Annotated in this window: 23 protein-coding genes and 1 riboswitch; of the genes, 17 read left to right on the top strand and 6 right to left on the bottom strand. The window is 70.6% G+C overall.

Going from position 1 to position 26,369, the window contains the following annotated elements; genetic code table 11:
- Positions 1–13 precede the first annotated feature (13 nt).
- The gene (locus AB0D31_RS25085) at positions 14–1,393 is read right to left on the bottom strand and encodes an aminotransferase class V-fold PLP-dependent enzyme (RefSeq protein WP_362727170.1); all 1,380 of its coding nucleotides are present in this window, start codon (positions 1,391–1,393) and stop codon (positions 14–16) included.
- A gap of 345 nt (positions 1,394–1,738) precedes the next feature.
- Between AB0D31_RS25085 and coxB the strand changes: the two genes are divergently transcribed.
- From coxB to AB0D31_RS25065, 4 genes are all read left to right on the top strand, one after another.
- Positions 1,739–2,665 (top strand): cytochrome c oxidase subunit II, encoded by a 927-nt coding sequence (coxB, locus tag AB0D31_RS25080; RefSeq protein WP_362727168.1) that lies wholly within the window; start codon positions 1,739–1,741, stop codon positions 2,663–2,665.
- Positions 2,662–4,404: a cytochrome c oxidase subunit I gene (gene ctaD / locus AB0D31_RS25075; protein WP_362727166.1), complete on the top strand. Its 1,743-nt coding sequence runs from the start codon at positions 2,662–2,664 to the stop codon at positions 4,402–4,404. Before coxB ends, ctaD begins: the two co-directional genes overlap by 4 nt.
- Positions 4,401–4,799 (top strand): cytochrome c oxidase subunit 4, encoded by a 399-nt coding sequence (locus AB0D31_RS25070; protein WP_362727164.1) that lies wholly within the window; start codon positions 4,401–4,403, stop codon positions 4,797–4,799. Before ctaD ends, AB0D31_RS25070 begins: the two co-directional genes overlap by 4 nt.
- Before the next feature lie 118 nt (positions 4,800–4,917).
- Positions 4,918–6,171, top strand: a complete 1,254-nt coding sequence (locus AB0D31_RS25065) for an Ig-like domain-containing protein (RefSeq protein ID WP_362727162.1) — start codon at positions 4,918–4,920, stop codon at positions 6,169–6,171.
- Between the two features lie 2 nt (positions 6,172–6,173).
- Here the strand turns inward: AB0D31_RS25065 and AB0D31_RS25060 are convergent, their stop codons facing one another.
- Positions 6,174–6,575 carry a hypothetical protein gene (locus AB0D31_RS25060; protein ID WP_362727161.1) on the bottom strand — a complete coding sequence of 134 codons (402 nt, stop codon included), beginning with the start codon at positions 6,573–6,575 and terminating at the stop codon, positions 6,174–6,176.
- Between the two features lie 187 nt (positions 6,576–6,762).
- Here AB0D31_RS25060 and AB0D31_RS25055 point away from each other — a divergent pair, with 187 nt between their 5' ends.
- From AB0D31_RS25055 to AB0D31_RS25030, 6 genes are all read left to right on the top strand, one after another.
- On the top strand, positions 6,763–7,383 hold the full coding sequence (locus tag AB0D31_RS25055; RefSeq protein WP_362727159.1) for a heme-copper oxidase subunit III: 621 nt from the start codon (positions 6,763–6,765) through the stop codon (positions 7,381–7,383).
- Between the two features lie 64 nt (positions 7,384–7,447).
- Complete coding sequence (locus AB0D31_RS25050; RefSeq protein WP_362727157.1) at positions 7,448–8,257, top strand: c-type cytochrome; 810 nt, start codon at positions 7,448–7,450, stop codon at positions 8,255–8,257.
- Positions 8,254–9,303, top strand: coding sequence for a Rieske 2Fe-2S domain-containing protein (locus AB0D31_RS25045; RefSeq protein WP_362727155.1), 1,050 nt, complete (start codon positions 8,254–8,256; stop codon positions 9,301–9,303). The genes AB0D31_RS25050 and AB0D31_RS25045 overlap by 4 nt, the downstream gene beginning before the upstream one ends.
- Positions 9,300–10,925 (top strand): cytochrome bc complex cytochrome b subunit, encoded by a 1,626-nt coding sequence (locus tag AB0D31_RS25040; RefSeq protein ID WP_362727153.1) that lies wholly within the window; start codon positions 9,300–9,302, stop codon positions 10,923–10,925. Before AB0D31_RS25045 ends, AB0D31_RS25040 begins: the two co-directional genes overlap by 4 nt.
- A gap of 251 nt (positions 10,926–11,176) precedes the next feature.
- Positions 11,177–12,241, top strand: a complete 1,065-nt coding sequence (gene trpD / locus AB0D31_RS25035; RefSeq protein ID WP_362727152.1) for an anthranilate phosphoribosyltransferase — start codon at positions 11,177–11,179, stop codon at positions 12,239–12,241.
- 329 nt (positions 12,242–12,570) lie between these two features.
- Positions 12,571–12,688, top strand: a riboswitch (SAM riboswitch).
- Between the two features lie 247 nt (positions 12,689–12,935).
- Positions 12,936–14,336, top strand: a complete 1,401-nt coding sequence (locus AB0D31_RS25030; RefSeq protein WP_362727150.1) for an aminotransferase class V-fold PLP-dependent enzyme — start codon at positions 12,936–12,938, stop codon at positions 14,334–14,336.
- A gap of 306 nt (positions 14,337–14,642) precedes the next feature.
- On the opposite strand, the gene AB0D31_RS25025 is transcribed toward AB0D31_RS25030, so the two are convergent.
- The gene (locus AB0D31_RS25025) at positions 14,643–14,924 is read right to left on the bottom strand and encodes an Lrp/AsnC ligand binding domain-containing protein (RefSeq protein WP_053727718.1); all 282 of its coding nucleotides are present in this window, start codon (positions 14,922–14,924) and stop codon (positions 14,643–14,645) included.
- Positions 14,921–15,646: a rhomboid family intramembrane serine protease gene (locus AB0D31_RS25020; RefSeq protein WP_362727219.1), complete on the bottom strand. Its 726-nt coding sequence runs from the start codon at positions 15,644–15,646 to the stop codon at positions 14,921–14,923. The genes AB0D31_RS25025 and AB0D31_RS25020 overlap by 4 nt, the downstream gene beginning before the upstream one ends.
- Positions 15,647–15,843: 197 nt before the next feature.
- Between AB0D31_RS25020 and AB0D31_RS25015 the strand changes: the two genes are divergently transcribed.
- The 5 genes from AB0D31_RS25015 to AB0D31_RS24995 all read left to right on the top strand — a co-directional run bounded on the left by AB0D31_RS25015 (position 15,844) and on the right by AB0D31_RS24995 (position 21,396).
- Complete coding sequence (locus tag AB0D31_RS25015; RefSeq protein ID WP_362727148.1) at positions 15,844–16,098, top strand: hypothetical protein; 255 nt, start codon at positions 15,844–15,846, stop codon at positions 16,096–16,098.
- A 44-nt stretch (positions 16,099–16,142) separates the two neighbouring features.
- Positions 16,143–17,507, top strand: coding sequence for an NYN domain-containing protein (locus AB0D31_RS25010; protein WP_362727217.1), 1,365 nt, complete (start codon positions 16,143–16,145; stop codon positions 17,505–17,507).
- Between the two features lie 346 nt (positions 17,508–17,853).
- Entirely contained in the window at positions 17,854–18,879 is a 1,026-nt protein-coding gene (locus AB0D31_RS25005) for an NlpC/P60 family protein (protein WP_362727146.1), read from the top strand.
- A 239-nt stretch (positions 18,880–19,118) separates the two neighbouring features.
- Entirely contained in the window at positions 19,119–20,147 is a 1,029-nt protein-coding gene (locus AB0D31_RS25000; RefSeq protein ID WP_362727144.1) for an NlpC/P60 family protein, read from the top strand.
- A gap of 52 nt (positions 20,148–20,199) precedes the next feature.
- Entirely contained in the window at positions 20,200–21,396 is a 1,197-nt protein-coding gene (locus AB0D31_RS24995; protein ID WP_362727216.1) for a hypothetical protein, read from the top strand.
- A gap of 101 nt (positions 21,397–21,497) precedes the next feature.
- On the opposite strand, the gene AB0D31_RS24990 is transcribed toward AB0D31_RS24995, so the two are convergent.
- Positions 21,498–22,034, bottom strand: a complete 537-nt coding sequence (locus AB0D31_RS24990; RefSeq protein WP_362727142.1) for a PadR family transcriptional regulator — start codon at positions 22,032–22,034, stop codon at positions 21,498–21,500.
- A 94-nt stretch (positions 22,035–22,128) separates the two neighbouring features.
- On the opposite strand from AB0D31_RS24990, the gene AB0D31_RS24985 reads away from it, so the two are divergent.
- The gene (locus AB0D31_RS24985) at positions 22,129–23,553 is read left to right on the top strand and encodes an MATE family efflux transporter (protein WP_362727140.1); all 1,425 of its coding nucleotides are present in this window, start codon (positions 22,129–22,131) and stop codon (positions 23,551–23,553) included.
- Here AB0D31_RS24985 and AB0D31_RS24980 read toward each other — a convergent pair.
- Positions 23,469–24,689 carry a glycosyltransferase 87 family protein gene (locus AB0D31_RS24980; protein WP_362727138.1) on the bottom strand — a complete coding sequence of 407 codons (1,221 nt, stop codon included), beginning with the start codon at positions 24,687–24,689 and terminating at the stop codon, positions 23,469–23,471. The two genes, AB0D31_RS24985 and AB0D31_RS24980, sit on opposite strands and share 85 nt — an antisense overlap.
- A 259-nt stretch (positions 24,690–24,948) precedes the next feature.
- Between AB0D31_RS24980 and AB0D31_RS24975 the strand changes: the two genes are divergently transcribed.
- On the top strand, positions 24,949–26,091 hold the full coding sequence (locus AB0D31_RS24975) for a glycosyltransferase family 4 protein (protein WP_362727136.1): 1,143 nt from the start codon (positions 24,949–24,951) through the stop codon (positions 26,089–26,091).
- The last annotated feature ends 278 nt before the right edge of the window (positions 26,092–26,369 follow it).

Below are 26,369 nucleotides of genomic sequence, written 5' to 3'. Positions count from 1 at the left end.
CACCCCCACGGGCTCAGCTCACCCGGCGCACCCGGTAGGCGGTTCCGGCCGCCGCCGGGTGCTCGCCGAGGTACTCCTGGCCCCGCATCTCGCACCACGCCGGGATGTCGAGCCGGGCCGCCTCGTCGTCGGCGAGCACGGTCACCGTGCCGCCCACGGGGACGTTGCCGATGGCCTTCGCCAGCTCGATGACCGGGATCGGGCAGAGCCTGCCGAGCGAGTCCACCGTGAACTCCTCGCTGTCGCCGGGCCCGGCGACAGCGGCCGGCGCCCCGAGCCTTGCCCGTACGGAGGCGACCACGCCGGGCAGCACCTCGATGAACCGGTCGACGTCCTGCGCCGAGGTGCCCACGGGCAGCGACACCCGCACATTGCCCTCGCTCAGGACGCCCATCGCCCGCAGCACATGGCTGGGGGTCAGGGTGCTGCTCGTGCAGGACGAACCGGAGGAAACGGAGAATTCCGCCCGGTCGAGCTCGTGCAGCAGCGTCTCCCCGTCGACATAGAGACAGGAGAAGGTGACCAGGTGCGGCAGCCGGCGCACCGGATCGCCGACCACCTCCACATCCGGCACCAGCTCCGCGACCCGCCCCCGGATCCGCTCCACCAGGGCCCGCAGTCGCGCCGATTCGGCCTCCGCCTCCGCCCGTACGGCCCGCAGCGAGGCCGCCGCCGCCACGATCGCCGGGATGTTCTCGAAGCCGGGCGCACGGCCCGACTCCCGCTCGTCCGCGGGCCCTTGGGGCGCGAACCGGACACCCTTGCGGACCGCGAGCAGCCCGACTCCTGCCGGGCCGCCCCATTTGTGGGCACTCGCCGCGAGCACCGACCACGCGCCCTCCACCGGCCCCCACGCGAGCGACTGCGCCGCGTCGACCAGCAACGGCACTCCGGCCGCCCGGCACGCCTCGGCCACCTCGGCGACCGGCTGGACCGTACCCACCTCGTGGTTGGCGGACTGGAGACAGGCGAGCGCGGTGTCGGGGCGCAGCGCCGCGGCGTACGCGTCGGGGGAGACCCGTCCCGTACGGTCCACCGCGACCTCGGTGACCGAACCGCCGTCCGACGCGTGGGAGGCGGCCGAATGGAGGACCGAGGAGTGTTCGACCGCGGACACCACCAGGTGCCGCCCGACACGCCGACGCCCGGACAAGGATCCGTAAATTCCCACGTGCACCGCACGGGTCCCCGAACCGGTGAAGCTGAGCTCGTCCGGACGGCATCCGACGGCCTCCGCCGCGGCCTCGCGCGCCGCGTCCAGGAGCAGCCGGGCGCGCCGTCCCTCCCGGTAGAGCCGGGCCGGATCGGCCCACCCCTCGTCCAAGGAGGCTTGCAGCGCCTGACGGGCGACGGGGTGCAGGGGGGCCGAGGAGGCCGCGTCGAAGTAGGGCACGGCGCCACGCTAACCCCGGCGCGGCGGGCGAGCGGCGGCGGCCGGGGCGAGGGGCCGTCAGATGGCGCCCGGAGGCCCGGATTCCACCGCGACTCCACCCCTTCGGGGAGTCGGACGGCGCGTTGGGCACCCTCCCCGCGCGACCCCAAATAGCGTCCAGTAGGGTTTGGTCCGCATAAACATCCAAACCCCTGCCCGTGTGCCAGGGCGGCGACCGACCAGCGAGACGGCCGTAGCCGACCACCGCGGGCGAGACTCTCGGGAAGGCGCTACGTGAGTCCCAACGGCTCCGACCTCCCCCGCTGCCTGGAAGGCGCGGGTGGTTCCCCCACGTCGAGGCGCCCGATGCGGCGGAAGCTGCCGCAGGTGCTGACTGCGGGCCTGGTCCTGGCGACAGCATCCGGTTGCTCGTACAACTGGAAAGACTTCCCTCGACTTGGTATGCCCACTCCGGTGACGGACGAGGCTCCCAGGATCCTGTCCCTCTGGCAGGGCTCGTGGGCGGCTGCGCTCGCCACGGGCGTGCTGGTCTGGGGCCTGATCCTGTGGAGCGTCATCTTCCACCGGCGCAGCCGCACCAAGGTCGAGGTTCCCCCGCAGACCCGGTACAACATGCCCATCGAGGCGCTGTACACCGTGGTCCCGCTCATCATCGTCTCCGTGCTCTTCTACTTCACGGCACGCGACGAATCGAAGCTCCTGGCTCTGTCCCCGAAGCCCGCTCACACGGTCAACGTGGTCGGCTATCAGTGGAGCTGGGGCTTCAACTACGTCGAGGACGTGCCCGGTGTGAAGGGCAACGCCACGACGGACCCGAACCTGGAAGCGATTCCGGACCGGTTCAAGAAGGACTTCCCCGCGAACGCGGGCGGTGTCTACGACGTCGGTATCCCCGGCACGCGTAACCCGCAGACCGGAAACCCGGGCCCGACCCTGTGGCTGGCGAAGGGCGAGAAGGTCCGCTTCGTGCTGACCTCGCGCGACGTCATCCACTCCTTCTGGATCGTGCCGTTCCTGATGAAGCAGGACGTGGTCCCCGGGCACACCAACTCGTTCGAGGTCACGCCGAACCAGGAAGGCACCTTCCTGGGCAAGTGCGCCGAACTCTGCGGCGTCGACCACTCGCGCATGCTCTTCAACGTGAAGGTCGTCTCCCCGGAGCGCTATCAGCAGCACCTCAAGGAGCTGGCGGCGAAGGGCCAGACCGGTTACGTGCCGGCGGGCATCGCCCAGACCGACCCCGCCAAGAACGCGGAGACGAACAAACTGTGAGCATCCTCAACGAATCTCAGGGTGCCGCGGCAGCAGACGACTCGTACGAGAACGAGCTGCCGGTCCGGCGCAAGCAGCCGGGAAACGTCGTCATCAAGTGGCTGACCACCACTGATCACAAGACGATCGGCACGATGTACCTGGTCACGTCGTTCGCGTTCTTCTGCATCGGCGGGATCATGGCGCTCTTCATGCGCGCCGAACTCGCCCGTCCCGGCACGCAGATCATGTCGAACGAGCAGTTCAACCAGGCGTTCACGATGCACGGCACGATCATGCTGCTGATGTTCGCGACGCCACTGTTCGCCGGTTTCACGAACTGGATCATGCCGCTGCAGATCGGCGCGCCCGACGTGGCGTTCCCGCGGCTGAACATGTTCGCCTACTGGCTCTACCTGTTCGGCTCGACCATCGCGGTCGGTGGCTTCCTCACCCCGCAGGGCGCGGCCGACTTCGGCTGGTTCGCCTACTCCCCGCTGTCGGACGCCGTCCGCTCGCCGGGCGTCGGCGCCGACATGTGGATCATGGGTCTGGCCTTCTCCGGCTTCGGCACGATCCTCGGCGCGGTCAACTTCATCACCACCATCATCTGCATGCGCGCGCCGGGCATGACCATGTTCCGCATGCCGATCTTCGTGTGGAATGTGCTGCTGACCGCGGTGCTGGTCCTGCTCGCCTTCCCCGTCCTCGCGGCGGCGCTGTTCGCCCTGGAGGCGGACCGAAAATTCGGGGCGCATGTCTTCGACGCCAGTAATGGCGGCGCGTTGCTGTGGCAACACCTCTTCTGGTTCTTCGGCCATCCAGAGGTGTACATCATCGCGTTGCCATTCTTCGGAATCATTTCCGAAGTGATCCCGGTGTTCAGTCGCAAGCCGATGTTCGGCTACAGCGGCCTGATCGCCGCCACCATCTCGATCGCGGGTCTCTCCGTGACCGTGTGGGCGCACCACATGTACGTCACCGGTGGCGTGCTCCTGCCGTTCTTCTCCTTCATGACGTTCCTCATCGCCGTACCGACGGGCGTGAAGTTCTTCAACTGGATCGGCACGATGTGGAAGGGCTCACTGTCCTTCGAGACACCCATGCTGTGGGCGATCGGCTTCCTGATCACCTTCACCTTCGGTGGTCTGACGGGCGTTATCCTGGCCTCGCCGCCGATGGACTTCCACGTCTCCGACTCGTACTTCGTCGTCGCGCACTTCCACTACGTGGTCTTCGGCACCGTGGTCTTCGCGATGTTCTCCGGATTCCACTTCTGGTGGCCGAAGTTCACCGGAAAGATGCTGGACGAGCGGCTCGGCAAGATCACCTTCTGGACGCTGTTCGTGGGCTTCCACGGCACGTTCCTGGTGCAGCACTGGCTGGGTGTCGAGGGCATGCCGCGTCGTTACGCCGACTACCTGGCGGTCGACGGCTTCACCGCCCTCAACACCATCTCGACGATCTCCTCCTTCCTGCTCGGACTGTCGATCCTGCCGTTCCTCTACAACGTCTGGAAGACCGCCAAGTACGGCAAGAAGGTCGAGGTCGACGACCCGTGGGGCTACGGCCGTTCGCTCGAATGGGCGACGTCCTGCCCGCCGCCGCGGCACAACTTCCTCACCATGCCGCGCATTCGCTCCGAATCGCCGGCGTTCGACCTCCACCACCCGGAGATCGCCGCTCTCGACCAGCTCGAGAACCACGGCGACGTCCACGGTGACAACATGCTCACCGGTGGCAAGGAGGCCGGGAAGTGAAGATCCAGGGCAAGATGTTCCTGTGGCTGTCCGCCTTCATCCTGGTCATGGCCGTCGTGTACGGCGTGTGGTCCAAGGAGGCGGCCGGTACCACCGCGCTCGTCATGGCCTTCGGCCTGAGCGTCATGATCGGCTTCTACCTGGCCTTCACGGCCCGGCGGGTCGACGTGGGCGCCCAGGACGACAACGAGGCCGACGTCGCGGACGACGCCGGTGAGGTCGGCTTCTTCTCGCCGCACTCCTGGCAGCCGCTCGCGCTCGGCATCGGCGGCGCCCTGGCCTTCCTGGCGATCGCCATGGGCTGGTGGCTGCTGTACTTCTCGGCTCCGCTGATCCTGGTCGGCCTGTACGGCTGGGTCTTCGAGTACTACCGCGGCGAGAACCAGAACCAGTAGGTTCCGGGCACACCGCACTGCACCACCGAGGGGCCCTCCGTCTCACCACGAGACGGGGGGCCCCTCGTTTGCAGTCACCCGGCGCGCCGGATCTGACGAATCTTCATACCGTGTGGTCATGAGCCACACACCGCGCATCCCCACCGTAGTGAGCTGCACCCTCCTGGTCCTGTCCCTCGGTGTGGGGGCCACGGGGTGCGGCGGGTCCCACGGCAACCCCCTCTCCGCGAAGCCGTACGACGCGGCCGGACAGGTCGTGTTCAACGGCCCGGCGGGCAGCAAGAAGGCCGATCCCGACAAGCCCCTGGAGATCACCGCCAAGGGCAAGGAAGACCGGCTGACCGACGTCACGGCCGTCGACGGCAACGGGCGCTATCTGGCGGGCGAACTCGCCGCCGACGGCAGCAGGTGGCACTCCACCGCCCCGCTGGTGGCCGGGGCCCATTACACCCTGAAGGTGTCCACGGAGAACGAGGACGGCTCTCCTGGCCTGCGCACGCTGACGTTCGACACGGCGGCGGTCAAGGATGCCGTGGAGGTGGAGTTCGGCCCCGACGCGGGCAAATACGGCGTCGGACAGCCCATCACCGCGCAGCTGAGCAAGCCCGTCAAGGACAAGGCGGCCCGCGCGATCGTGGAGCGGGCCCTGAAGGTCGAGTCCACGCCCTCCGTGGAGGGCGCCTGGTACTGGGTGGACGACAAGGTCCTGCACTACCGCCCCAAGGAGTACTGGCCCACCCACGCCACCATCAACGTCCACTCCAACCTGGAGGGCGTGAAGATCGCCGACAAGCTGTACGGCGGCGCGGGCAAGCCTCTGAAAATCACCACCGGCGACCGGATCGAGGCCATCACCGACGCCGCCGCGCACTCCATGACCGTCAAGCGCAACGGAGAAGTGATCAACACCATTCCGGTCACCACCGGCAAGCCCGGGTTCTCCACCCGTAACGGCGTCAAGGTGGTCCTGGGCAAGCAGTACTTCGTACGTATGCGCGGGACGACCGTCGGCATCTCGGCCGGCAGCTCGGACGCCTACGACCTGCCGGTGTACTACGCGACCCGGGTCACCTGGAGCGGCGAGTACGTACACGCCGCGCCCTGGTCGGTGGGGTCGCAGGGCGCCGAGAACGTCAGCCACGGCTGCACGGGCATGAGCACCGGCAACGCCGCCTGGTTCTTCGAGAACATCAACGAGGGCGACATCGTCACCGTCGTGAACAGCATCGGCGAGGACATGACGCCCTTCGACAACGGGTTCGGCGACTGGAACGTGTCGTGGGACAAGTGGCGTACGGGCAGTGTCCTGACGGCCGACCTCAAGGCCGGGCAGAGCAAGGCCAACTCCGCCCGGCTCCGGCCGGGAGTGTGAGCTCAGGCACCCACAGCGAGCCGCTTGCGCAGCAGGGAGGCCAGGGCGTCCGGGAACTCGACCGGGTCGACCGGCAGGGTCACCGCGGCGTCCGCACGGCTCCACGTGGCCAGCCAGGCGTCCTGGGGGCGGCCGATGAGGAGCAGCACCGGCGGGCACTGGAAGACCTCGTCCTTGATCTGGCGGCACACGCCCATGCCGCCCGCCGGAACCGCCTCACCGTCCAGGACGCAGACGTCGATGCCGCCGCGGTCCAGCTCCTTGAGGACCGCCGGCAGCGTCGCGCACTCCAGGAACTCCACGGGCGGCACGTCGGAGGCGGGCCTGCGCCCGGCCGCGAGCCGCACCTGGGCACGGGTGTTCGCGTCGTCGCTGTAGACCAGAACGGTGGCGCTCGACTGCATGGATCCTCCGAAGGTCCGGCGATTTCGCCGACGTTGGGTCATGAACCGATGCGCGGATGCTACTCCGTCCGACTGCCCGTCAACACCGGTTCGGGCAGCCCTTCGATGGGCCGTTCGGGCCCTGCATACGCGCCTGACACACCGAACGGCACCCCCCGGAGTGAGGGCGGGATAAGCGACCGACATAATGTCGGTCGTGGCGACAGCAACGACAGTAGAAACCGGGCACGCGCACCCGTCGGTCAATCGGCCGAACCTCACCAGCGTCGGAACCATCATCTGGTTGAGTTCCGAGCTGATGTTCTTCGCGGCCCTCTTCGCGATGTACTTCACTCTGCGATCGGTAACGGGTGCCGCGCATTGGAAAGAGATGGCTTCGTCCCTGAACGTTCCGTTCTCGGCGACCAACACCACGATCCTGGTGCTCTCCTCCCTCACCTGCCAGCTCGGCGTCTTCGCCGCGGAGCGGGGCGATGTGAAGAAGCTCCGCACCTGGTTCACCATCACGTTCGTGATGGGTGCGATCTTCATCGGAGGCCAGATCTTCGAGTACACCGACCTGGTGAAGAAGGACGGCCTCTCGCTGTCCTCGGACCCGTACGGCTCGGTGTTCTACCTGACCACGGGCTTCCACGGACTGCATGTGACGGGCGGCCTGATCGCCTTCCTGCTGGTTCTTGGCAGGACGTACGCGGCGAAGAGGTTCACCCATGAACAGGCGACCGCGGCCATCGTCGTGTCCTATTACTGGCACTTCGTCGATGTCGTGTGGATCGGCCTCTTCGCCACGATCTACCTGATCCAGTAACCGGGCCCGTAGGTCCGCACCACATCCAGCATCGACGCAGAAGATCCTGACACCGGGGTAATCCGTGAAAAAGCTCTCCGCACGACGACGCCATCCGCTGGCGGCGGTCGTCGTCCTACTCCTCGCGCTGGCGGCCACCGGGGGGCTGTACGCCGCGTTCGCGCCCGCGGGCAAGGCACAGGCTGACGAAACCGCCCAGTCCCTCGCCATCGACGAGGGCAAGAAGCTCTACTCCGTCGGCTGCGCCAGCTGCCACGGAACCGGCGGTCAGGGCACCTCTGACGGCCCCTCCCTGGTCGGCGTGGGCGCCGCCGCCGTCGACTTCCAGGTCGGCACCGGCCGCATGCCGGCGCAGCAGCCCGGCGCGCAGGTGCCCAAGAAGAAGGCCATCTACACGCAGCCTCAGATCGACCAGCTCGCCGCGTACGTGGCCTCGCTGGGCGCCGGTCCGAGCGTGCCGTCCAACTCGCAGTACAACCCGAGCGGTGCGGACATCGCCAAGGGTGGCGAGCTGTTCCGCACCAACTGTGCCCAGTGCCACAACTTCACGGGTGAGGGCGGTGCCCTGACGAACGGCAAGTTCGCCCCCAGCCTGGAGGACGTGGACCCCAAGCACATCTACGAGGCCATGCAGACCGGCCCGCAGAACATGCCGTCCTTCCCGGACACGACGATGCCGCAGAAGCAGAAGCAGGACATCATCGCGTACCTGCACGCCGTGAACAGCGACACGTCCGCGAGCCCCGGTGGTCTCAAGCTCGGCGGGCTCGGCCCGGTCAGCGAGGGTCTGTTCGGCTGGATCTTCGGTCTGGGTGCCCTCATCGCAGTAGCCATCTGGGTCGCGGCCCACACCGCTAAGGCCAAGAAGTCATGAGTAGCCAAGAGAATTCCGAGAGCCTGCCTGAAGCGCAGGCCACCGCGCACGGCGCGGTAGACACCGCGGGCGACCCCTTCGCCGACCCGGGACTTCCGGCCCACAAGCCGCGCGTCCAGGACATCGACGAGCGGGCGGCCAAGCGCTCCGAGCGCGCCGTGGCGTTCCTGTTCTTCCTGTCCATGGTCGCGACGGTCGGCTTCATCGCCTCGTACGTGATCTTCCCGGTCGACAAGATCGTCTTCATCTTCCCGTTCGGGCACGTCAGCGTCCTCAACTTCGCCCTGGGTCTGACCCTCGGCGTGGCGCTGTTCTGCATCGGCGCGGGCGCGGTCCACTGGGCCCGCACCCTGATGTCGGACGTCGAGATGCCGGCCGAGCGTCACGAGATCGCGGCCCCGCCGGAAGTCAAGGCCCAGGTCATGGCCGACTTCAGGCAGGGCGCGGCCGAGTCCGGTTTCGGACGGCGCAAGCTGATCCGCAACACCATGTTCGGCGCGCTGGCCATGGTGCCGCTCTCCGGTGTGATGCTGCTGCGCGACCTCGGCACGCTGCCCGAGAAGAAGCTGCGGCACACCATGTGGGCCAAGGGCAAGGCCCTGATCAACATGAACACCAACGAGCCGCTGCGCCCCGAGGACCTGCTGGTCGGTTCCCTCACCTTCGCCAAGCCCGAGGGCCTGGAGGAGGACGCGGAGGACTTCCAGACGCAGATCGCCAAGGCCGCCCTGATGCTCGTCCGGATCAAGCCGGAGGACATCAAGGACAAGCGCGAGCTCGAATGGTCGCACCAGGGCATCGTCGCCTACTCGAAGATCTGCACCCACGTCGGCTGCCCGATCTCCCTGTACGAGCAGCAGACGCACCACGTGCTCTGCCCGTGCCACCAGTCCACCTTCGACCTCTCCGACGGCGCCCGCGTCATCTTCGGCCCGGCCGGTCACGCGCTTCCGCAGCTGCGGATCGGCGTGAATGACGAGGGTTACCTCGAAGCGCTCGGCGACTTCGAAGAGCCCGTCGGTCCTGCCTTCTGGGAGCGCGGATGAGCACCACGACAGACGCACGGCGCGAAGCGCCCGCCGGCGAGCGGATCGCGGACTGGGCGGACGGCCGGCTGGGGATCTACTCCCTGGCCAAGGCCAACATGCGCAAGATCTTCCCGGACCACTGGTCCTTCATGCTCGGCGAGATCTGCATGTACAGCTTCATCATCATCATCCTCACGGGTGTGTATCTGACGCTGTTCTTCCACCCGAGCATGAACGAGGTCGTCTACGACGGCTCGTACGTGCCGCTCCAGGGCATGCACATGTCCGAGGCGTTCAACTCGACCATGCACATCAGCTTCGATGTGCGCGGTGGCCTGCTGATCCGGCAGATCCACCACTGGGCGGCGCTGATCTTCCTCGCCGGCATGTTCGTGCACATGATGCGCGTGTTCTTCACGGGCGCGTTCCGCAAGCCGCGCGAGGTCAACTGGCTCTTCGGCTTCCTGCTGTTCGTCCTCGGCATGTTCACCGGGTTCACCGGTTACTCGCTCCCGGACGACCTGCTGTCGGGCACCGGTGTCCGCTTCATGGAAGGCGCGATCCTGTCCGTGCCGGTCGTCGGCACGTACCTCTCGTTCTTCCTGTTCGGCGGGGAGTTCCCCGGCGGCGACTTCGTGGCCCGGTTCTACTCGGTGCACATCCTGCTGCTGCCGGGCATCATGCTCGGCCTGATGGTGGCGCACCTGATCCTGGTCTTCTACCACAAGCACACCCAGTTCGCGGGTCCGGGACGTACCAACAAGAACGTCGTCGGCATGCCGCTGCTCCCGGTGTACATGGCGAAGGCCGGCGGCTTCTTCTTCCTGGTCTTCGGCGTCATCGCGGTGGTCGCGGCGATCGCCTCGATCAACCCGATCTGGGCGATCGGCCCCTACCGGCCGGACCAGGTCTCCACCGGCGCCCAGCCCGACTGGTACATGGGCTTCTCCGAAGGCCTCATCCGAGTGATGCCGGGCTGGGAGATCAACCTGTGGGGCCACACCCTCGTCCTGGGTGTGTTCATCCCGCTGGTGATCTTCCCGCTGGTCCTCGCGACCATCGCGGTCTACCCGTTCATCGAGTCCTGGGTCACCGGCGACAAGCGCGAGCACCACATCGCGGACCGGCCGCGCAACGCGCCGACGCGTACCGCGTTCGGCGTCGCGTGGATCACCTGGTACATGGTGCTGCTCATCGGTGGTGGAAACGACCTCTGGGCGACCCACTTCCACCTCTCGATCAACGTCATCACCTGGTTCGTGCGGATCGCGTTCTTCGTCGCTCCGGTCCTCGCGTTCGTCGCCACCAAGCGGATCTGCCTGGGTCTGCAGCGGCGCGACGCCGAGAAGGTGCTGCACGGACGCGAGTCCGGCATCATCAAGCGGCTGCCGCACGGTGAGTTCGTCGAGATCCACGAGCCGCTCGACGCCGGTGCGCGCTACAAGCTCACCGCGCACGAGCAGTACAAGCCGGCCGAGATCGGCCCGACGGTCGACGAGAACGGTGTCGCCCGGAAGGTCTCCCGGACGCAGAAGCTGCGCGCCAAGCTCAGCAAGGGCTACTACGGCGAGGGGAACCAGATCCCCAAGCCGACGGCCGAGGAGTACGAGGAGATCACGAGCGGCCACGGCCACCACTGATCCCCGCTTGACCTAGCGGTCGCCACAACCGAGGCTCCGGCCCGGCCCCTTCACGGGGGCCGGGCCGGAGTCTTTTCCGTCCCGACGCCGCCCCCGTGCAGGTCCGCACGCCGCCCCCGCGCGCGCCGTCCTGCCCTGTCCACGCCCGTCCCCGCGCCGCGTCCGCACTGCGGGCAGGCATGCCGCCGCGCGTCGCGCTGTCGATAGGCTGACGGGCGGCATCCCATCCTTTGTGACCACCAGGAGCGACCATGAGCGCTGTTACCCCCACCGGAGGCGACACCGTGGCGGCCCACTCCTGGCCGGGTGTCCTGGACTCGCTGCTGAGCGGTACCGACCAGAGCGAGGACGCCACCGCCTGGGCGATGGACCAGATCATGAGCGGCGAGGCGACCAACGCCCAGATCGCCGGCTTCATGATCGCGCTGCGCGCCAAGGGCGAGACGGTCGCCGAGATCACCGGCCTTGTGCGCACCATGTACGCGCACGCCCATCTGATCCAGGTGCCGGGACCCAGCGTCGACATCGTGGGCACCGGCGGCGACGGCGCCAAGACGGTCAACATCTCCACCATGTCGGCGATCGTGGTCGCCGGGGCCGGAGCCAAGGTCGTCAAGCACGGCAACCGCGCCGCCTCATCCGCCAGCGGCGCGTCCGACGTCCTGGAGAAGCTCGGCGTCAATCTGCGGCTCTCGCCGCAGCGCGTCGTGGAGGTGGCCGAGCAGGCCGGGATCACCATGTGCTTCGCGGTGACGTTCCACCCCGCGCTGCGCCATGTGGCCGCCGCCCGCAGGGAGTTGGGCATCCGCACCACCTTCAACGTGCTCGGCCCGCTCACCAATCCGGCGAGGGTACGCGCCCAGGCCACCGGGGTCGCCGACCCGCGCATGGCGCCCATCGTCGCCGGCGTGCTCGCCGAGCGCGGCTCCTCCGCGCTGGTCTTCCGCGGCGACGACGGCCTGGACGAACTGACCACCACCGCCACTTCGCGGGTGTGGGTGGTGCGGGACGGCGCCGTCCGCGAGGAGCGCTTCGACCCGCGTGACGTCGGCATCGAGAGGGTGCCCGTCGAGGCGCTGGCCGGCGGCGACCCCTCGTACAACGCGGAGATCGTCCGCCGGCTCCTGACCGGTGAGAAGGGCCCGGTACGGGACGCGGTCCTGCTCAACTCCGCCGCCGCCCTGGTCGCCCTTGAGCCGGGCGAGGGCCCGCTCGCCGGGCAGCTCGCCGCCGCGATGGTCCGGGCCGCCGAGGCCATCGACTCCGGCGCGGCCCAGCGCTCCCTCGACCGCTGGGTTGCCGCGAGCAACGCCTGAGCCGCCCGCCCAAGGGTGCGGCTCCGCCGGGGTGGGAGTCCCTTTCCCACCCCCGGGGGATTTCGGGGAGGGGCGCGGCGGGGTCTCCCGGGGCCTGGGGCGCGGTCCAAGCTCCTGGGGCCCCGCCCCAGACCCCGTTCGCGCCTGAAGGGAGCTCGTCCTCAACCTCCCCAAGGCCTGAAGGGCCAGGGAGGACCCCACGACAGGCCACGACAGGCCACGACAGGCCGGCGGTGCGCACCACTCGGCGCGCCCTGTGGCGCACGGCGCAGTCCAGATCGCGGACTGTGCCTTGCGCCCGCCGCAACGTATGGCAGGATGCTGTTCAAGGTCATGAGTGACAGCGATTTAGGCCCCGGCTCGCTGTCCGGCAACCCTCCGTCCGTGGCGGGGTGCCCCGGGTGAAGACCAGGTCGTAGGCAGCAAGGCCTACGGCAAGCGCGGACCCCTGGACATCGCGTGATGTCACAGCCCTGGGGTCCTGGTCCTCAAGGGAGCAGTCTCGTGAGCAAGCGAATGCGATAGGGCGTTTCCGCCCCTTCTTCACCCTCCTCCGCGCGGCCCTTTCCCGTGCCGCGTGTCCGAGGACAACCCCCTTGTACGGCACGCCAGTTGAGGCCACTCGATCGCTGGGCCGTGTCGCCGTACCCGGGGTCCGAAGCCAACTCGCCTTGCCCTGCTGGGAGATACCGCCATGTCCGCACACCCCTCCGCCGCCGTCACCGCCTCCGCCCCCCTCGACTCCGCCGCCTGTGCCGACCCCTGCTGCGCTGCGCCGCTGCCGGTGCTCGGCCGCGACGTCACCGTGCCGCTCGTCACCGGCGGCGAGGTGACGTACGCCGCCCTGGACTACGCGGCGAGCGCGCCCGCCCTCCAGCGGGTCTGGGACGACGTGGCCGCCTACGCCCCCTACTACGGCAGCGTGCACCGCGGAGCCGGCTATCTCTCGCAGCTCTCGACCGACCTGTTCGAGAACAGCCGGGTGACGGTGGCGGAGTTCCTCGACTGCCGCCCCGGTGACCAGGTCGTCTTCACCCGCTCCACCACCGACTCGCTCAACCTGCTCGCCCGGGCGCTTCCCGCCGACTGCCAGGTCTTCGTCTACGAGACCGAGCACCACGCCTCGCTGCTGCCGTGGCAGGACGCCCGCGTGACCTACCTGAACGCGCCGCGCACCCCGCACCAGGCCGTCGAAACCCTGGAACGGGCCCTCGCCGACCGCGACCCGTACGGGCCCGCCCTCGTCTGCGTCACCGGCGCGTCCAACGTCACCGGCGAGCTGTGGCCCGTGAAGGAACTCGCCGCCGCGGCCCACGCCCACGGTGCGCGCATCGTGCTCGACGCGGCCCAGCTCGCGCCCCATCACCCCGTCTCCGTACGGGAGTTGGACGTCGACTGGGTCGCCTTCTCCGGGCACAAGCTGTACGCGCCGTTCGGCTCGGGCGTGCTGGCCGGCCGCGCGGACTGGCTCCAGGAAGCGGAGCCGTACCTGGCGGGGGGCGGCGCCTCCAAGCGGGTCGCGCGGCGCGCCGACGGCGGGGTGGATGTCGAGTGGCACACCACGGCCGCCCGCCACGAGGCCGGCTCGCCCAACGTCATCGGCGTCTACTCCATCGCCTCCGCGTGCAAGGCGCTGACCGAGGCGGGGTTCGACGCGCTGGTCTCGCGCGAGCGGCACCTGATCGCGAAGGTCCGCGAGGGTCTGGCGGCCGTTCCCGAAGTGCGGGTCCTCTCCCTCTTCGGGGACGACGCGCCCCGGGTCGGCGTCATCTCGTTCGTCGTCGACGGGTGGAACAGCTCGCACTTCGCGGCGGCGCTCTCCGCGGAGTACGGGATCGGGGTGCGCGACGGGCTCTTCTGCGCCCACCCGCTGGTACGCACGCTGCTCGGCAGCGAGCCGCAGGACCCGGGGGAGTGCGGGGCGCCGGAGGCGGAGCCGGGTGAGCGGTCCCTGAACGCGATCCGGGTCAGCTTCGGTGCGGGCACGCCGAACGAGCATGTGGAGCGGTTTGTGGGGGCGGTGCGGGAGCTCGTCCGGGACGGCGCGAAGTGGCAGTACCGCACGGAGTCCGGCCGCTGCGTCCCCGCGGTCTGACCCCGCCGGGCCCCACCTCCCTGGGGCTCCGCCCCAAACCCCGTTCGCGCCTGAACGGCGCTCGTCCTCAAACGCCGGACGGGCTGGGATGTGCGCGCTGGTCGGCATCGGCTCTGCTGGGGACGCGGGGAACTGCGCGCCCGGCCACGCACGGTGCGCACCCGAAGGCCGGGCCCGGGCCGGGCTGGGGGTGCCTCTGCTGGGCGCGCTGTCAAGGGCAACCCCGCCAGGGGCGGCGCGGGGAACGGCGCGGGAAGCGGGCACGGTCCGCACCCGAAGGCCCGGCCGGGCCGGGGATGCCCGGGGTCAGGAGTCCAGGCCGATGGCGAAGGCCGCTTCCAGGTCGTGCTGGGAGTACGTGCGGAACGCGACGTGCGTATCCGTGCCCTCGACCCCGGGGATCTTGCTGATGCTGCCCGGGATGATGTCCGCCAGGTCGTCGTGGCGAGCCACCCTGACCAGCGCGATCAGATCGTACGTACCCGTCACCGAGTACACCTCGCTGACGCTGTCCAGCGCCGCGATGGACTCCGCGATCTCGGGAATCCGGTCCACGCTGGTCTTGATGAGCACGATCGCGGTGATCACGGCTGGCTTTCTCCCTCGGTGGCGGCCGGACCCGCGGTCTTCACGGGCTCTCGGCGTTTCACTCTATCCGCCCCGCGGAAACGGACCCACGCGTAGAGGAAGCCCAGGCCGAAGCCGACGAGATGCGCGAGATAGGCCACCCCCGGCCCGGACGGCGCGCTCCGGATCGCCAGCCACTGGAGCGCGAACCAGAAGACGAGCACGATCCACGCGGGGAAGCGCAGCGGCAGGAAGAGCAGGAAGGGGAAGATGCTCGTCACCCGCGCCCTGGGGAAGAGGCAGAGGAACGCGCCGAGGACCGCCGAGATCGCCCCGGACGCCCCCACCAGGGTCTGCTCCGACTCCGCGTGCGCCACGGCGTACCCGAGCAGCGCCAGATAGCCCGACACGAGGTAGAACAGGGCGAACTCGATCCGGCCGACGCGCTCCTCCGTCATCGCGCCGAACACGTACAGGAACAGCATGTTGCCGAGCAGGTGCAGCCAGCTGCCCTGGACGAACAGCGCGGTGAGCGGGGTGAGCAGGGCGTGCGCGTGCCCCGTCATGAGCTCCCTGGGGACGACGCCCCACCGCGTGAAGTAGTCGCTCTGGGCGCTCAGGATCGCGTCGCCGGTCCCGTAGCCCGGGTTCAGTCCGGAGACCGGGCTCACCAGGAAGAGCAGACAGCACGCGGCGATCAGCCCGTACGTCATGGTCGGGCCCCGCACCGCGGCCCTGACCATCGCCGCACCCCTGACGATCGCCACTCCCCACCACCTGATCATGGGGAGAGAATGGCCTAAAGGGAGCTTTCGGTACAGACCGCCTCGCCGTGGGGGCGGCCGACGGGTAGGCCGTAGGGTTGCGGGCAGTACTCCCGCAGTTCGATGGCGCACCGCGAGATCCTGGACCATGGAAGTGGAAAAGAGGGCGGCCCCACATGACCACCGTTCCCCAGCCGACCGCCGAGACCCGGTGGCGCTGCACGCTCTGCGGAAACCTCACCCGTTTCGATGTCACCCGCTCGTCGAAAGTGATCGAGTACGTCCATCTGGACCTCGCCGGGGAACCCAAGGTGGAGGAACGCGAGGTGGTCAGTGAGACCATCGAGTCGGTCCGCTGCCGCTGGTGCAACGCGGTGGACCAGATCGAGCTGGTGGACAGGCCGGGTACCGACTCCGCGACCGCTTCCTGAGAGGCGGCCGCCCGGGCGGTACGTGATGACAGTTGGGGTGACGGATTGTGGAGCATGCAAGCGGTGCCGAACCGGCCGCTGCGGCCGGTGACGGCCCCGCCGAGGTGCTCGACCGCCCGCTGCCCGAAGGGGTGCGGCGCCGGGTCGTCGCCTTCGTCTCCGAGGCGTTCGGTGGCCTGACCGTCGCCGAACTGCCCGGACAACTGCGGCAGTACGCCCGATTCACCCCGACCCGGCGCGCCAAGTTCGCGGGCAACGCGATGGCCGCCGCGCTGGAGAGCGACCCCGTCTTCCGTCAGCGCATCGGCGAGCGGCTCAAGGAGTCGCAGCCGGAGCTCGCCGGAGCCGTCGAGGCCGGCTCGCCGCCCGCCGCGGCCGACCCGATCGACGTGGCGGCCGCCGCCTACGTACTGCGCCCCACCGGCTGGGTGAAGCTCGTCGCCGCGGCCGGCGAGGAGGCCCAGCGGGCGTTCGCCGAGCGGGTCGACGAGGAGGGCCGGCGCGAAGTGGAGCGGCTGCGCGAGGAACTCGCCCAGGCGCGCGCCCTGATCAAGTCCGAGAACGAGGCGCTGCGCGCGGAGCTGCTCGCCGTGCGCAAGGAAGCCGAGACGCTCCAGCGCAAACTGCGCAGCGCCCAGAGCGATGTGAAGCGCGGCGAGGCCGCCCTGCGCAAGGTCGTCTCCGAGATCGACGGGGCGAAGGCCGAGGCGGCCGCGCAGGTCGCCGCCGCCGAGAGCGAGACCCGGCGGCTCAAGACGCGGCTCGGTGAGGCCGAAGCGGGTCTTGAGGCGAGCCGGCGCGCGGTGCGCGAGGGGCGTTCGGTCGAGGACATGCGGCTGCGGCTGCTGCTCGACACCGTTCTCGAAGGCGCCCAGGGCCTGCGCCGTGAACTGGCCCTGCCGCCCGCGTCGGTGCGGCCCGCCGACACCGTGGAGGCGGTGGCGCCGGGCACCATGACGCCCAAGGACATCGCGGCCCGCGCCCTGTCCGAGACCGACCCGGCCCTCCTCGACCAGCTGCTCGGGCTGCCCCAGGTGCATCTGCTCGTCGACGGCTACAACGTCACCAAGACCGGCTATCCGACGATGCCGTTGGAGAAGCAGCGGCTGCGGCTGCTCGGCGGCCTCTCCGTGCTCGCCGCGCAGACCGGCGCCGAGGTCACCTGTGTCTTCGACGGCGCGGAGCTGGCGGCTCCCGTGCTGCTCGCCCCGCCCCGGGGCGTGCGGGTGCTGTTCTCCAAGCCCGGGGTGACCGCGGACGAGCTGATCCGTCAACTCGTACGGGCCGAGCCCTCGGGCCGCCCCGTGGTGGTCGTCTCCACCGACAAGGAAGTCGCGGACGGCGTCGCGAAGGCGGGCGCCCGCCCGGTCGCCTCGCTGCTCCTGCTCAAGCGCCTCTCCCGCGTATGAAGCGCCTCTCCCGCGTATGAAGCGCCTCTCCCGCGTATGAAGCGGCTTTCACGCGTCTGAGGCAGTGCGACGGCATTCAGGATGTTCTGCAACTCCTGTGTTCAATGCCCGAATTCGGGTGATCGCTGCCGAGCACTCCGTCAAGTGGCAACTACTGCGCGTGCGATGACAGTAAAGAATCCTCTTGTCGACCGATTTTTTCCCCATCAGGATTTGAACTGATCACAAGAAGGTCACTAAGGTCTGGCCTCGTACCTTCATGCGGTTGATCACTCGTTCGGGGTGTCCGTGAAGGGCCCGCCGGTCCTGCTCTGTTCGGCGGTCGAGGAAGAAGGAGCTCGCCTTCGTGGGGTCCCACCGCCGTCCCAAGCCCGCGAGCCGCACCCGCGTGACCGTGCTCAGCGCGACCGCTGCCGCCGTCGTCGCCCTCACCTCGCAGGCCGCCCAGGCCGACCCCAAGCCCACCAAGGACGAGGTCAAGAGCAAGGTCGACAAGCTCTACGACGAGGCCGAGCAGGCGACCGAGACGGCCAACGGCGCCAAGGAGAAGCAGGGCCGGCTGGAGAAGCAGGTCAGCGAGATCCAGGACAAGGTGGCCCGCGGTCAGCAGGAGCTCAACACCCTGCGCAGCGGCCTCGGTTCGATGGCGTCGGCGCAGTACCGCTCGGGTGGCATAGACCCCTCGCTCGCGCTCTTCCTCTCCTCCAACCCCGACGACTTCCTGGACAAGGCCTCCGCGCTCGACCAGTTGAGCACCTCTCAGGCCGAGGCGCTGCAGAAGATCCAGGGCAAGCAGCGCACCCTCGCGCAGGAGCGCAAGGAAGCCCAGGACAAGTTGAAGGACCTCGCCGACACCCGCAAGGTGCTCGACGACAAGAAGCAGGAAGTCCAGGGCAAGCTCGCCGACGCGCAGAAGCTGCTCAACTCCCTGACCGCGCAGGAGAAGGCCGCTCTCGCCGCCGACACCGCACGTGCCAACCGCTCCACCGAGCGCCCCAACCTCGGCCACGACGTGCCCGCCTCCGGCGTCGGCGCGGCCGCCCTCGCCGCGGCGCAGACGCAGCTGGGCAAGCCCTACAGCTACGGCAAGACCGGCATGGCGAGCTTCGACTGCTCCGGTCTGACGGGGTACGCCTACGCCCAGGCAGGCGTCCAACTGCCGCGCACCTCGCAGGAGCAGGCCACCCGGGGCACCCGGATCGGCCGCAGCGAGCTCAAGCCCGGCGACCTCGTGCTCTTCTTCGGCGACCTGCACCACATCGGCCTGTACGCCGGCAACAACATGGTGCTGCACGCCCCGCACACCGGCGCGGTCGTCCGTTATGAGTCGATGGACAACATGCCCTTCCAGTTCGGTGTCCGCATCGGCTGACCCGCCCTTTCCCTTCGTCAGCCGCCGACACCGCCCAAACGGGCGAATTGCGGCAACTCCCGCTGACGCGACGCCCCGCCGGTGACCTGTGTTCTCCGGTGGGGCGTCACTGTGCGTAGACGGCGCGGTCGTTGGCCCACGGGTATCCGCCCGGTTACTGTCCGGCGTGCGGTTCCCCCGGTGACTCGCCGCCCGCCCGGGCGGCAGGGGCCGCACGCAGTGCAAGGGAGTGCGAATCCGTGGCGTCCCATCGCCGGCCTTCGCAGTCGGGCCTGACCCAGAGCGCCCGCGTCACCGTCCTGTCGGCCGCGGCGGCCACCGCGGCGGCGGCCCTCGCGGCGCCGGGGGCGAGCGCGGCACCGCACGAGCCGGCGCCGTCGGGGAAGGCCACCGTCGACCGGCTCTTCGAGCAGGCCGAGCAGGCCACCGAGGAGTACGACAAGGCCGATGAGCACGCGAAGCAACTGCGCGAGCAGGTCACCCAGGCCCAGGACGCCGTCGCGCGTGGTCAGGAGAAGATCAACCGCATGCGGGGCGCGCTCGGCGCGATCGCCGGAGCGCAGTACCGCTCGGGCGGTATCGACCCCGCCCTCGCGCTGCTCCTGTCCTCGAACCCGGACACGTATCTGGACCGGGCCGTCACCTTCGACCGGCTGAGCGAGCGGCAGACGGGCCAGCTGCACGAACTCCAGCACGAGCAGCGCCGGCTGGCGCAGCAGCGGGCCGAGGCCGGGCGAAAACTCGCCGAACTGGAGCGCAGCCGCACCGAGGTGGCCCGGCACAAGCGGACCGTGGAGTCGAAGCTCGCCCAGGCGCGCCGGCTGCTCAACGCACTGCCCACCGCCGACCGCGCCGCCTTCGACCGCGCCTCCCGCTCCGGGCGGACCGAATTGCCCCCGCTCTCCGGCTCCGCGCCGGCCTCCTCGCGGGCCGCGGCGGCCGTCATGGCGGCCCGCTCCGCGGTCGGCAAACCGTACATCTGGGGCGCCAACGGGCCCTCCGGGTTCGACTGCTCGGGCCTGATGCAGTGGTCGTACGCCCGCGCGGGCGTCGGCCTGCCGCGCACCTCGCAGGAGCAGCGGTACGCCGGCCACCAGGTGCCGCTCTCCGAGGCCAAGCCCGGAGACCTGGTCGCCTACCGGCACGACGCCAGCCATATCGCGATGTACGTCGGCAACGGCCAGGTCGTGCACGCCCCGTACCCGGGTGCCCCGGTCCGCTACGACCCCGTCGGGATGATGCCCGTTTCCTCGGTGACGCGGGTGTGACCGTACGATCGGCGGCGTGGCAGGTCGGGGACGCGGTCGAAGAGCGGTGCGCATGCGGGCGGCGGGGTGCGCGCTCGCCGTGCTGCTGTCCGCCGTCGGATGCTCGGCGCCCGGCCCCGCGCCCGACGCCGCCACGGGCGCGGTGCAGCAGCTGCTCGACCGGCGCGCGACCGCCGTACTCCAGCACGACACGGACGGCTATGCGGCCGCCGTGGACCCCGCCGCGAGCGCCCTGCGGGCCGCCCAGCGCACGGAGTTGGGCAACCTCGCGCAGGTCCCGCTGACGTCGTGGACGTACAAGGTCACCGCGCTCGACCGGCACGGCGCCACGGCCACCGCCAAGGTGGAGCTCGGCTACCGGATCCGGGGCTACGACACCGCGCCCGTGACCACGGCCCGGACCCTCACGCTCCACCAGCGCGGCACGAACTGGTACGTCACCGGCGACCGGCCCGCCGAAGGCGGCGCCCAGCTGCTGTGGCAGCAGGGCCCGGTCACCGTCGTGCGGGGCACCCACAGCCTGATCCTGGGGGTGGGCCAGGACCCGGTGAAGCTGCACGGGATCGCCGCGACCGAGGACGCGGCGGTGCCCGCGGTCTCCGCGGCCTGGCCCGGGACATGGGCGGGCCGGGTCGTCGTCCTCGTCCCCGGCTCCCTGGACGCCATGGCCGCGCTGCTCGACGCGCCCGCGGCCTCCTACCGGGGCATCGCCGCGGTGACCACGGGCGAGGCGGGCGGTGCCGGCGCGGCCCCGGCGGACCGGGTGATCGTCAATCCGGACGCGTACGCGGTCCTCGGCGACCTGGGCCGCACGGTCGTCCTGACCCACGAGACCACGCACGTCGCCACCCGCGCCCACACCTCCGCCGCCACCCCGATGTGGCTCTCGGAGGGGTACGCCGACTGGGTCGGCTACCGCCGCTCCGGCCGCACCGCGCCGCAGGCCGCCCCCGAACTCCAGAAGGCGGTCCGCGCGGGCGACCTCCCGGCCGCCCTCCCCTCGGACGCCGACTTCGGCTTCGAAGGCGGCGCGGACCGCCTGGCACGGGCGTACGAGGGCGGCTGGCTGGCATGCCGGATGATCGCGGCCCGCTGGGGCGAGACGAAGCTGGCCCGCCTCTACCTGGAGGTGGGCGCCCAGCACCACCGCGAGGGCGCCCTGGAAAAAGCCCTGACGGACCAACTCGGCCTGACAGCAGGGGAGTTCACCACACAGTGGCGCGAGTACGTCCGCACCCAACTGACCTGACGGCCGCGTGCGCCGGTTCGACGTGATCCTCCGTCCGCCGGCGGTGATGGGTCGCCCGCGCGGTTCCCCGCCGCTCTGGGGGTGTGCGGCTGAGCTGGATGTCACGGCTGAGCGGGGCCGCCGAGCCGGTCGAGGACCTCGGCCAGCCACGCCTTCTCCTCCACCGTCGTCGCCCGTGCGATCCGCAGCATGCCCTGCCGGAACGGGTCGCCGGCCTGCTCGGCGCGGACGGGTTCGCCCGCGCGGTAGAAGAAGCTCGCGGGGGCGTCGAGGAAGGCCTGGCGCCGCTTGAGGACCGCCGCCTGCTCGGCGGGGTCGGGCAGGTGCCGCAGGAAGGCGAGCAGCGTGAAGAACCGCTGGCCGTCGGTGATCTCGACATCCTTGGGGTGCCGCAGTCGCTCCAGGAGGCCGGCCCGGCCCGCATCGGTGAGGGAGAGGATGCGCCGAGGCGCAGCCCCGCTGCCCGGCTCGGTGCGCTGCTCCAGCGCACCCCCGTTCACCAGGCGGGTGATGGCCGGGTAGAGCGCCCCGTCGCTGACGGGCCTGATATGGCCGCTCAGCCCCTTGATGCGCTCCTTGAGCTCGTACCCGTGCAGCGGCTCTTCGTACAGGAATCCCAGGATCGACAGCTCCAGCATGCGTGCCCCTCGCCTTGTCCGGTCGGCGTCGACATGGTACCTCTTATCGAGATACCTCGGATCGAGGTATCGCTGAGGTCCGGGGAGGACGGCCATGGGGGCTACCGCTCATCGCGCGCGGCTGGTGTCGCTCGCGTATCCGGTCTACTTCGAGCTTCTGTCCGGGGTCACGGCCGGCGTCATCAACACGGTCTGGGTGGCCCGGCTCGGGGCGGATCGCGTCGCCGCCGTCGCCGTCGCCACGAACGTGGAGAACGTGCTGCTCGGAGTCGTTCTCATGGCCGGGTCCGGGACCACCGTGCTGGTCGCCCGGGCCCGGGGGGCCGGTGACGCCGACGGGGTGCGGGCGGCGGTGCGGGGCGGGTGGGCGCTGTGCGCGTTACTCACTCCGCTTGTCGCGGTGGGCGGGTTCTGGGGACGGGAGGCACTGGCGCGGCTTGTGCTCGGCGGGGGCGGTGGTGGCGGCGGGGACGCGCCGGCCCTGGCCGCCGGGTACTTCTCCATCGCCCTGCCCGGCATCGCCGTCCTCTTCGCCACCAACGTCGTGGACGGCATCCTCAAAGGCACCGGCGACACCCGCACCCCGATGCGGCTCGCGCTCCTCGCCAACGGGCTGATCCTCGTCCTCGACCCGCTGCTCATCCTCGGCTGCGGGCTCGGCGTCAAGGGTGCGGCCCTGGCCACCGTGGCCGGTCGTACGGCCGCGCTGGTCTGGGGGCTCGTAATGCTGCGGCGATGCGCCGCCCTGCCGCATCGTGCGGTCGATCCCGGCGGCGGCCCCCCGCTCCCGGACCGGCTTCCGGACCGGCTTCGGGGGCTGTCCCGGGATCTGCGTCGGACGATCCGCGTCGGCCTTCCGCTCTCGGCCGAGTTCGTGGTGCGGATGAGCGGGACGCTCGCGCTGGTCGCCGTCGTCGCCAGGATCGGCGTCACCGAGGTCGCCGCGTACGGCATCGCGACCAAGGCGATGTACGGGGCGACCATGGCGTTCTACGCGCTGCGCCAGGCCGCCGCGATCCACACCGGTCGCCTCCTCGGCGCGGGCCGGGACGAGCGGGCGGCCGTCGGGCGGCAGGTGCTGAGGCTGGCGGGCGCGGCGGGGTGCGGTGCGTTGCTCGTGTCGGCGGCCGCCGCGCCCTGGATCATGACGGCGCTCGGCGCGCGGGGCGACGTGGCCGCCGCCGGTGCACTGTACCTGCGCTGCCTCGGCCCGTACCTGGTGCTGCTCGCCTGCTTCATCGCGCTGGGCGGCGTGTTCGAGGGCGCGGGTGCCGGACGTGTCCTGGCGGGGATCACCGCGTGCGGCGTGGCGCTTCAACTGGCGCTCGCCGGCGGCCTGTCGGGGCTCGGGCTGCCCGGCGTCTGCCTCGCCATGGCGCTGGCCACGGCCGTCCAGTGCGCGGCCCTGGGCCGCCTGCACCGCCGTACGCCACATCAGCGGGCGGGGGAGGGCTCCGCGGTGCGAGCGGTGCTCGGGGCCAGCGGGCCGCGGGGCCGCGGGGTCGAACGCCACAGCTGACGGCAGGCGAGCAACGACGCCGCGACCAGCAGTCCGTTGCGGACCACGAGCAGCAGCACCCCGAGCCAGTCGCCGGCCACCACATGGGAGAACCAGAGGGGGAACTCCAGGAACGTCACGCCCGTCGCGACGAGAACGAGCTGCGCCGGGCGGACCATCGGGCTGCGGCGGAAGGCGAGGCACACCGCGGCCAGCCCCACCAGCCAGAGCAGGTACTGCGGGCTGATGACGCGGCTCGTGGTGGTGAACAGCAGCACCGCCGTGAAGGCCGCGTCCGCGACGGTGCTCGGACGCGGCGAGCCCCGAAACCGCACCCGCCACAGCACCAGCCACCCGAAGGCGAGCACGCTCAGCGCCATCGCGAGCGCGGAGACCAGCGGTACGTACGGCCCGAGGAACTCCACCGACCCGTAGTTCAGCTGCACCCGGCCCCGCCAGCCGAAGTGCCGGGCCGCCTGGAAGACCAGCGCCCCCAGCGACTCGACCTCGGTGCCCCGCTCCCGCTGAAAGGTGAGGAAGGCGAGCGCGCCGGGCGCCGCCGCGACACACGCGACCAGGAGCCCCGCCGCACACGCGGCCGCGGTGGTCAGGGCGCGGCGCGGGGCACGTACCAGGAGCAGTACCGGCCACACCTTCAACAGCGTGCCGACGGCGGCGAGCGCCCCGAGGAGCCGCGGATGGCGGGCGCCCGCGAGCAGCGCCGCGACCGCGACGGCGGTCACCATCAGGTCGTAGCGGGCGTACGCGGTGGGGCCGAGCAACGGCACGCCGAGCGCCCACACCCAGGCACCGCTCCGGGACTTGCCCGGGCGCCCCGCCGCGTACATCAGAAGCGCGAAGACCAGCAGATCCGCGAGGAAGGCGAGCACGAAGAACGCGGACGCGTAGTCGAGGAACGGCAGCGCGGCGGGGGAGAGGATCGCGAGCGCGGCGAGCGGCGGGTACTGCCAGGTCACGTCGTCGAGCGGATACGTTCCGGTACCGAGCACCTGCGACCAGCCCTGGTAGATGACATGGACGTCGCTGGTGACGTCGGGGCCGGGCAGCACCAGCACCCCGAAGACGCAGAGCAGCAGCAGATAGCGGGTCGCGGCCCAGGTGGTCACCACCGCGAGGGTGCGCCGGGGGATGGTCATGGTGTCCGTCTCGTAGTCGTTTCGGGGCCCGGAGCCAGCCATGATGCCGGGTACACGGATGCCCCGGCGGTCAGGCGCGGCCGGGTGCCCTTCGCTTCCGCGGCGCCGCCCGGTGAGGGAGGACCGCGGCCGGGTGCTCTCCGCTTCTGCGGCGCCGTCCCGTGGGTGCGGGGCGCGGCCGGGTGTCCTCCGCTTTCATGGCGCCGCCCCGCGGGCGGGCCTTCGGCTCCGCGGCCCCGGTTCGGTACTGTCGGCGGCGATGCACAAGACCTTGATCGTGACCAATGACTTTCCGCCCCGTCCCGGCGGGATCCAGGCGTTCCTGCACAACATGGCGCTGCGGCTCGATCCCGAGCGGGTCGTCGTCTACGCCTCGACGTGGAAGCGGAGCCGCGAGGGCGTCGAGGCGACCGCCGCGTTCGACGCCGAGCAGCCGTTCACCGTCGTACGGGACCGCACCACGATGCTGCTGCCGACGCCCCGGGTCACCCGGCGTGCCGTCGCCCTGCTGCGCGAACACGGCTGCTCCTCCGTGTGGTTCGGGGCGGCCGCGCCGCTCGGCCTCATGGGGCCCGCGCTGCGCAGGGCCGGGGCGGAGCGGATCGTGGCGACCACGCATGGCCATGAGGCCGGGTGGGCCCAACTCCCCGGCGCGCGACAGCTGTTGAGGCGGATCGGTGAGGGCACGGACACGATCACCTACCTCGGCGAGTACACCCGCTCCCGGATCGCGGGGGCGCTCACCCAGCAGGCCGCGGCCCGCATGGTCCAACTCCCGCCCGGCGTCGACGAGAAGACCTTCCACCCCGGCTCGGGCGGCGACGCGGTACGCGCCCGGCTCGGGCTCGCCGACCGTCCCGTCGTGGTCTGCGTCTCCCGCCTCGTGCCGCGCAAGGGCCAGGACACGCTGATCCTCGCCATGCCGGCGATCCTCGCGCAGGTGCCGGAGGCGGTGCTGCTCATCGTGGGGGGCGGCCCGTACGAGGCCGACCTGCGCAAGCTCGCGCTCGACACCGGGGTCTCGGCCTCGGTCCGCTTCACCGGCGCGGTGCCGTGGGCGGAGCTGCCCGCGCACTACGGCGCCGGTGACGTCTTCGCGATGCCGTGCCGCACGCGGCGCGGGGGCCTCGACGTCGAGGGCCTCGGCATCGTCTACCTGGAGGCCTCCGCGACGGGGCTGCCGGTCGTGGCGGGCGACTCCGGGGGCGCGCCGGACGCGGTGCTCGACGGGGAGACGGGCTGGGTGGTGCGGGGTGACTCCGCCGCGGATGCGGCGGAGCGGGTGGTGACTCTGCTTCAGGATTCCGCGCTGCGGGAGCGGATGGGGGCGCGGGGGCGGGCCTGGGTGGAGGAGAAGTGGCGCTGGGACCTCCTGGCGGAGAAACTCCGCGCCCTCCTGTAACCGGTCAAGCGCCAACCCGCTCCGCCCCCGGTGCCGGTCGGCATGCACCCCTTCAGCCCGTCTTGCGCAGTTCCCCGCGCCCCTGGGTGCGTTGGCCTTGGCGGCATGCCCAGACCTTGGCAGGAGGCCCAGCATCGGCATCCTCAGCCCGTCCGGCGTTTGAGGACGAGCGTCCTTCAGGCGCGAACCGGGGTCTGGGGCGGAGCCCCCGAAACCCCGCTGACGGAAGCAAAACGTGCCCCCGTCAACCGCCGATACCCCCCCCCCCGCAGACCTAA

This window comes from Streptomyces sp. NPDC048361 (assembly GCF_040651795.1).
Taxonomy (GTDB): Bacteria; Actinomycetota; Actinomycetes; order Streptomycetales; family Streptomycetaceae; genus Streptomyces.
This window is presented reverse-complemented; position numbering and strand designations above follow the sequence as displayed.

Bases quoted from the DNA above. Each gene is read 5' to 3' on its own strand.
- coxB (WP_362727168.1), top strand. From the start codon at position 1,739: ATGCGGCGGAAGCTGCCGCAGGTGCTGACTGCGGGCCTGGTCCTGGCG.
- AB0D31_RS25065 (WP_362727162.1), top strand. From the start codon at position 4,918: ATGAGCCACACACCGCGCATCCCCACCGTAGTGAGCTGCACCCTCCTG.
- AB0D31_RS25060 (WP_362727161.1), bottom strand. From the start codon at position 6,575: ATGCAGTCGAGCGCCACCGTTCTGGTCTACAGCGACGACGCGAACACC.
- AB0D31_RS25055 (WP_362727159.1), top strand. From the start codon at position 6,763: ATGTCGGTCGTGGCGACAGCAACGACAGTAGAAACCGGGCACGCGCAC.
- AB0D31_RS25045 (WP_362727155.1), top strand. From the start codon at position 8,254: ATGAGTAGCCAAGAGAATTCCGAGAGCCTGCCTGAAGCGCAGGCCACC.
- AB0D31_RS25040 (WP_362727153.1), top strand. From the start codon at position 9,300: ATGAGCACCACGACAGACGCACGGCGCGAAGCGCCCGCCGGCGAGCGG.
- trpD (WP_362727152.1), top strand. From the start codon at position 11,177: ATGAGCGCTGTTACCCCCACCGGAGGCGACACCGTGGCGGCCCACTCC.
- AB0D31_RS25030 (WP_362727150.1), top strand. From the start codon at position 12,936: ATGTCCGCACACCCCTCCGCCGCCGTCACCGCCTCCGCCCCCCTCGAC.
- AB0D31_RS25020 (WP_362727219.1), bottom strand. From the start codon at position 15,646: ATGGTCAGGGCCGCGGTGCGGGGCCCGACCATGACGTACGGGCTGATC.
- AB0D31_RS25015 (WP_362727148.1), top strand. From the start codon at position 15,844: ATGACCACCGTTCCCCAGCCGACCGCCGAGACCCGGTGGCGCTGCACG.
- AB0D31_RS24995 (WP_362727216.1), top strand. From the start codon at position 20,200: ATGCGGGCGGCGGGGTGCGCGCTCGCCGTGCTGCTGTCCGCCGTCGGA.
- AB0D31_RS24990 (WP_362727142.1), bottom strand. From the start codon at position 22,034: ATGCTGGAGCTGTCGATCCTGGGATTCCTGTACGAAGAGCCGCTGCAC.
- AB0D31_RS24985 (WP_362727140.1), top strand. From the start codon at position 22,129: ATGGGGGCTACCGCTCATCGCGCGCGGCTGGTGTCGCTCGCGTATCCG.
- AB0D31_RS24980 (WP_362727138.1), bottom strand. From the start codon at position 24,689: ATGACCATCCCCCGGCGCACCCTCGCGGTGGTGACCACCTGGGCCGCG.
- AB0D31_RS24975 (WP_362727136.1), top strand. From the start codon at position 24,949: ATGCACAAGACCTTGATCGTGACCAATGACTTTCCGCCCCGTCCCGGC.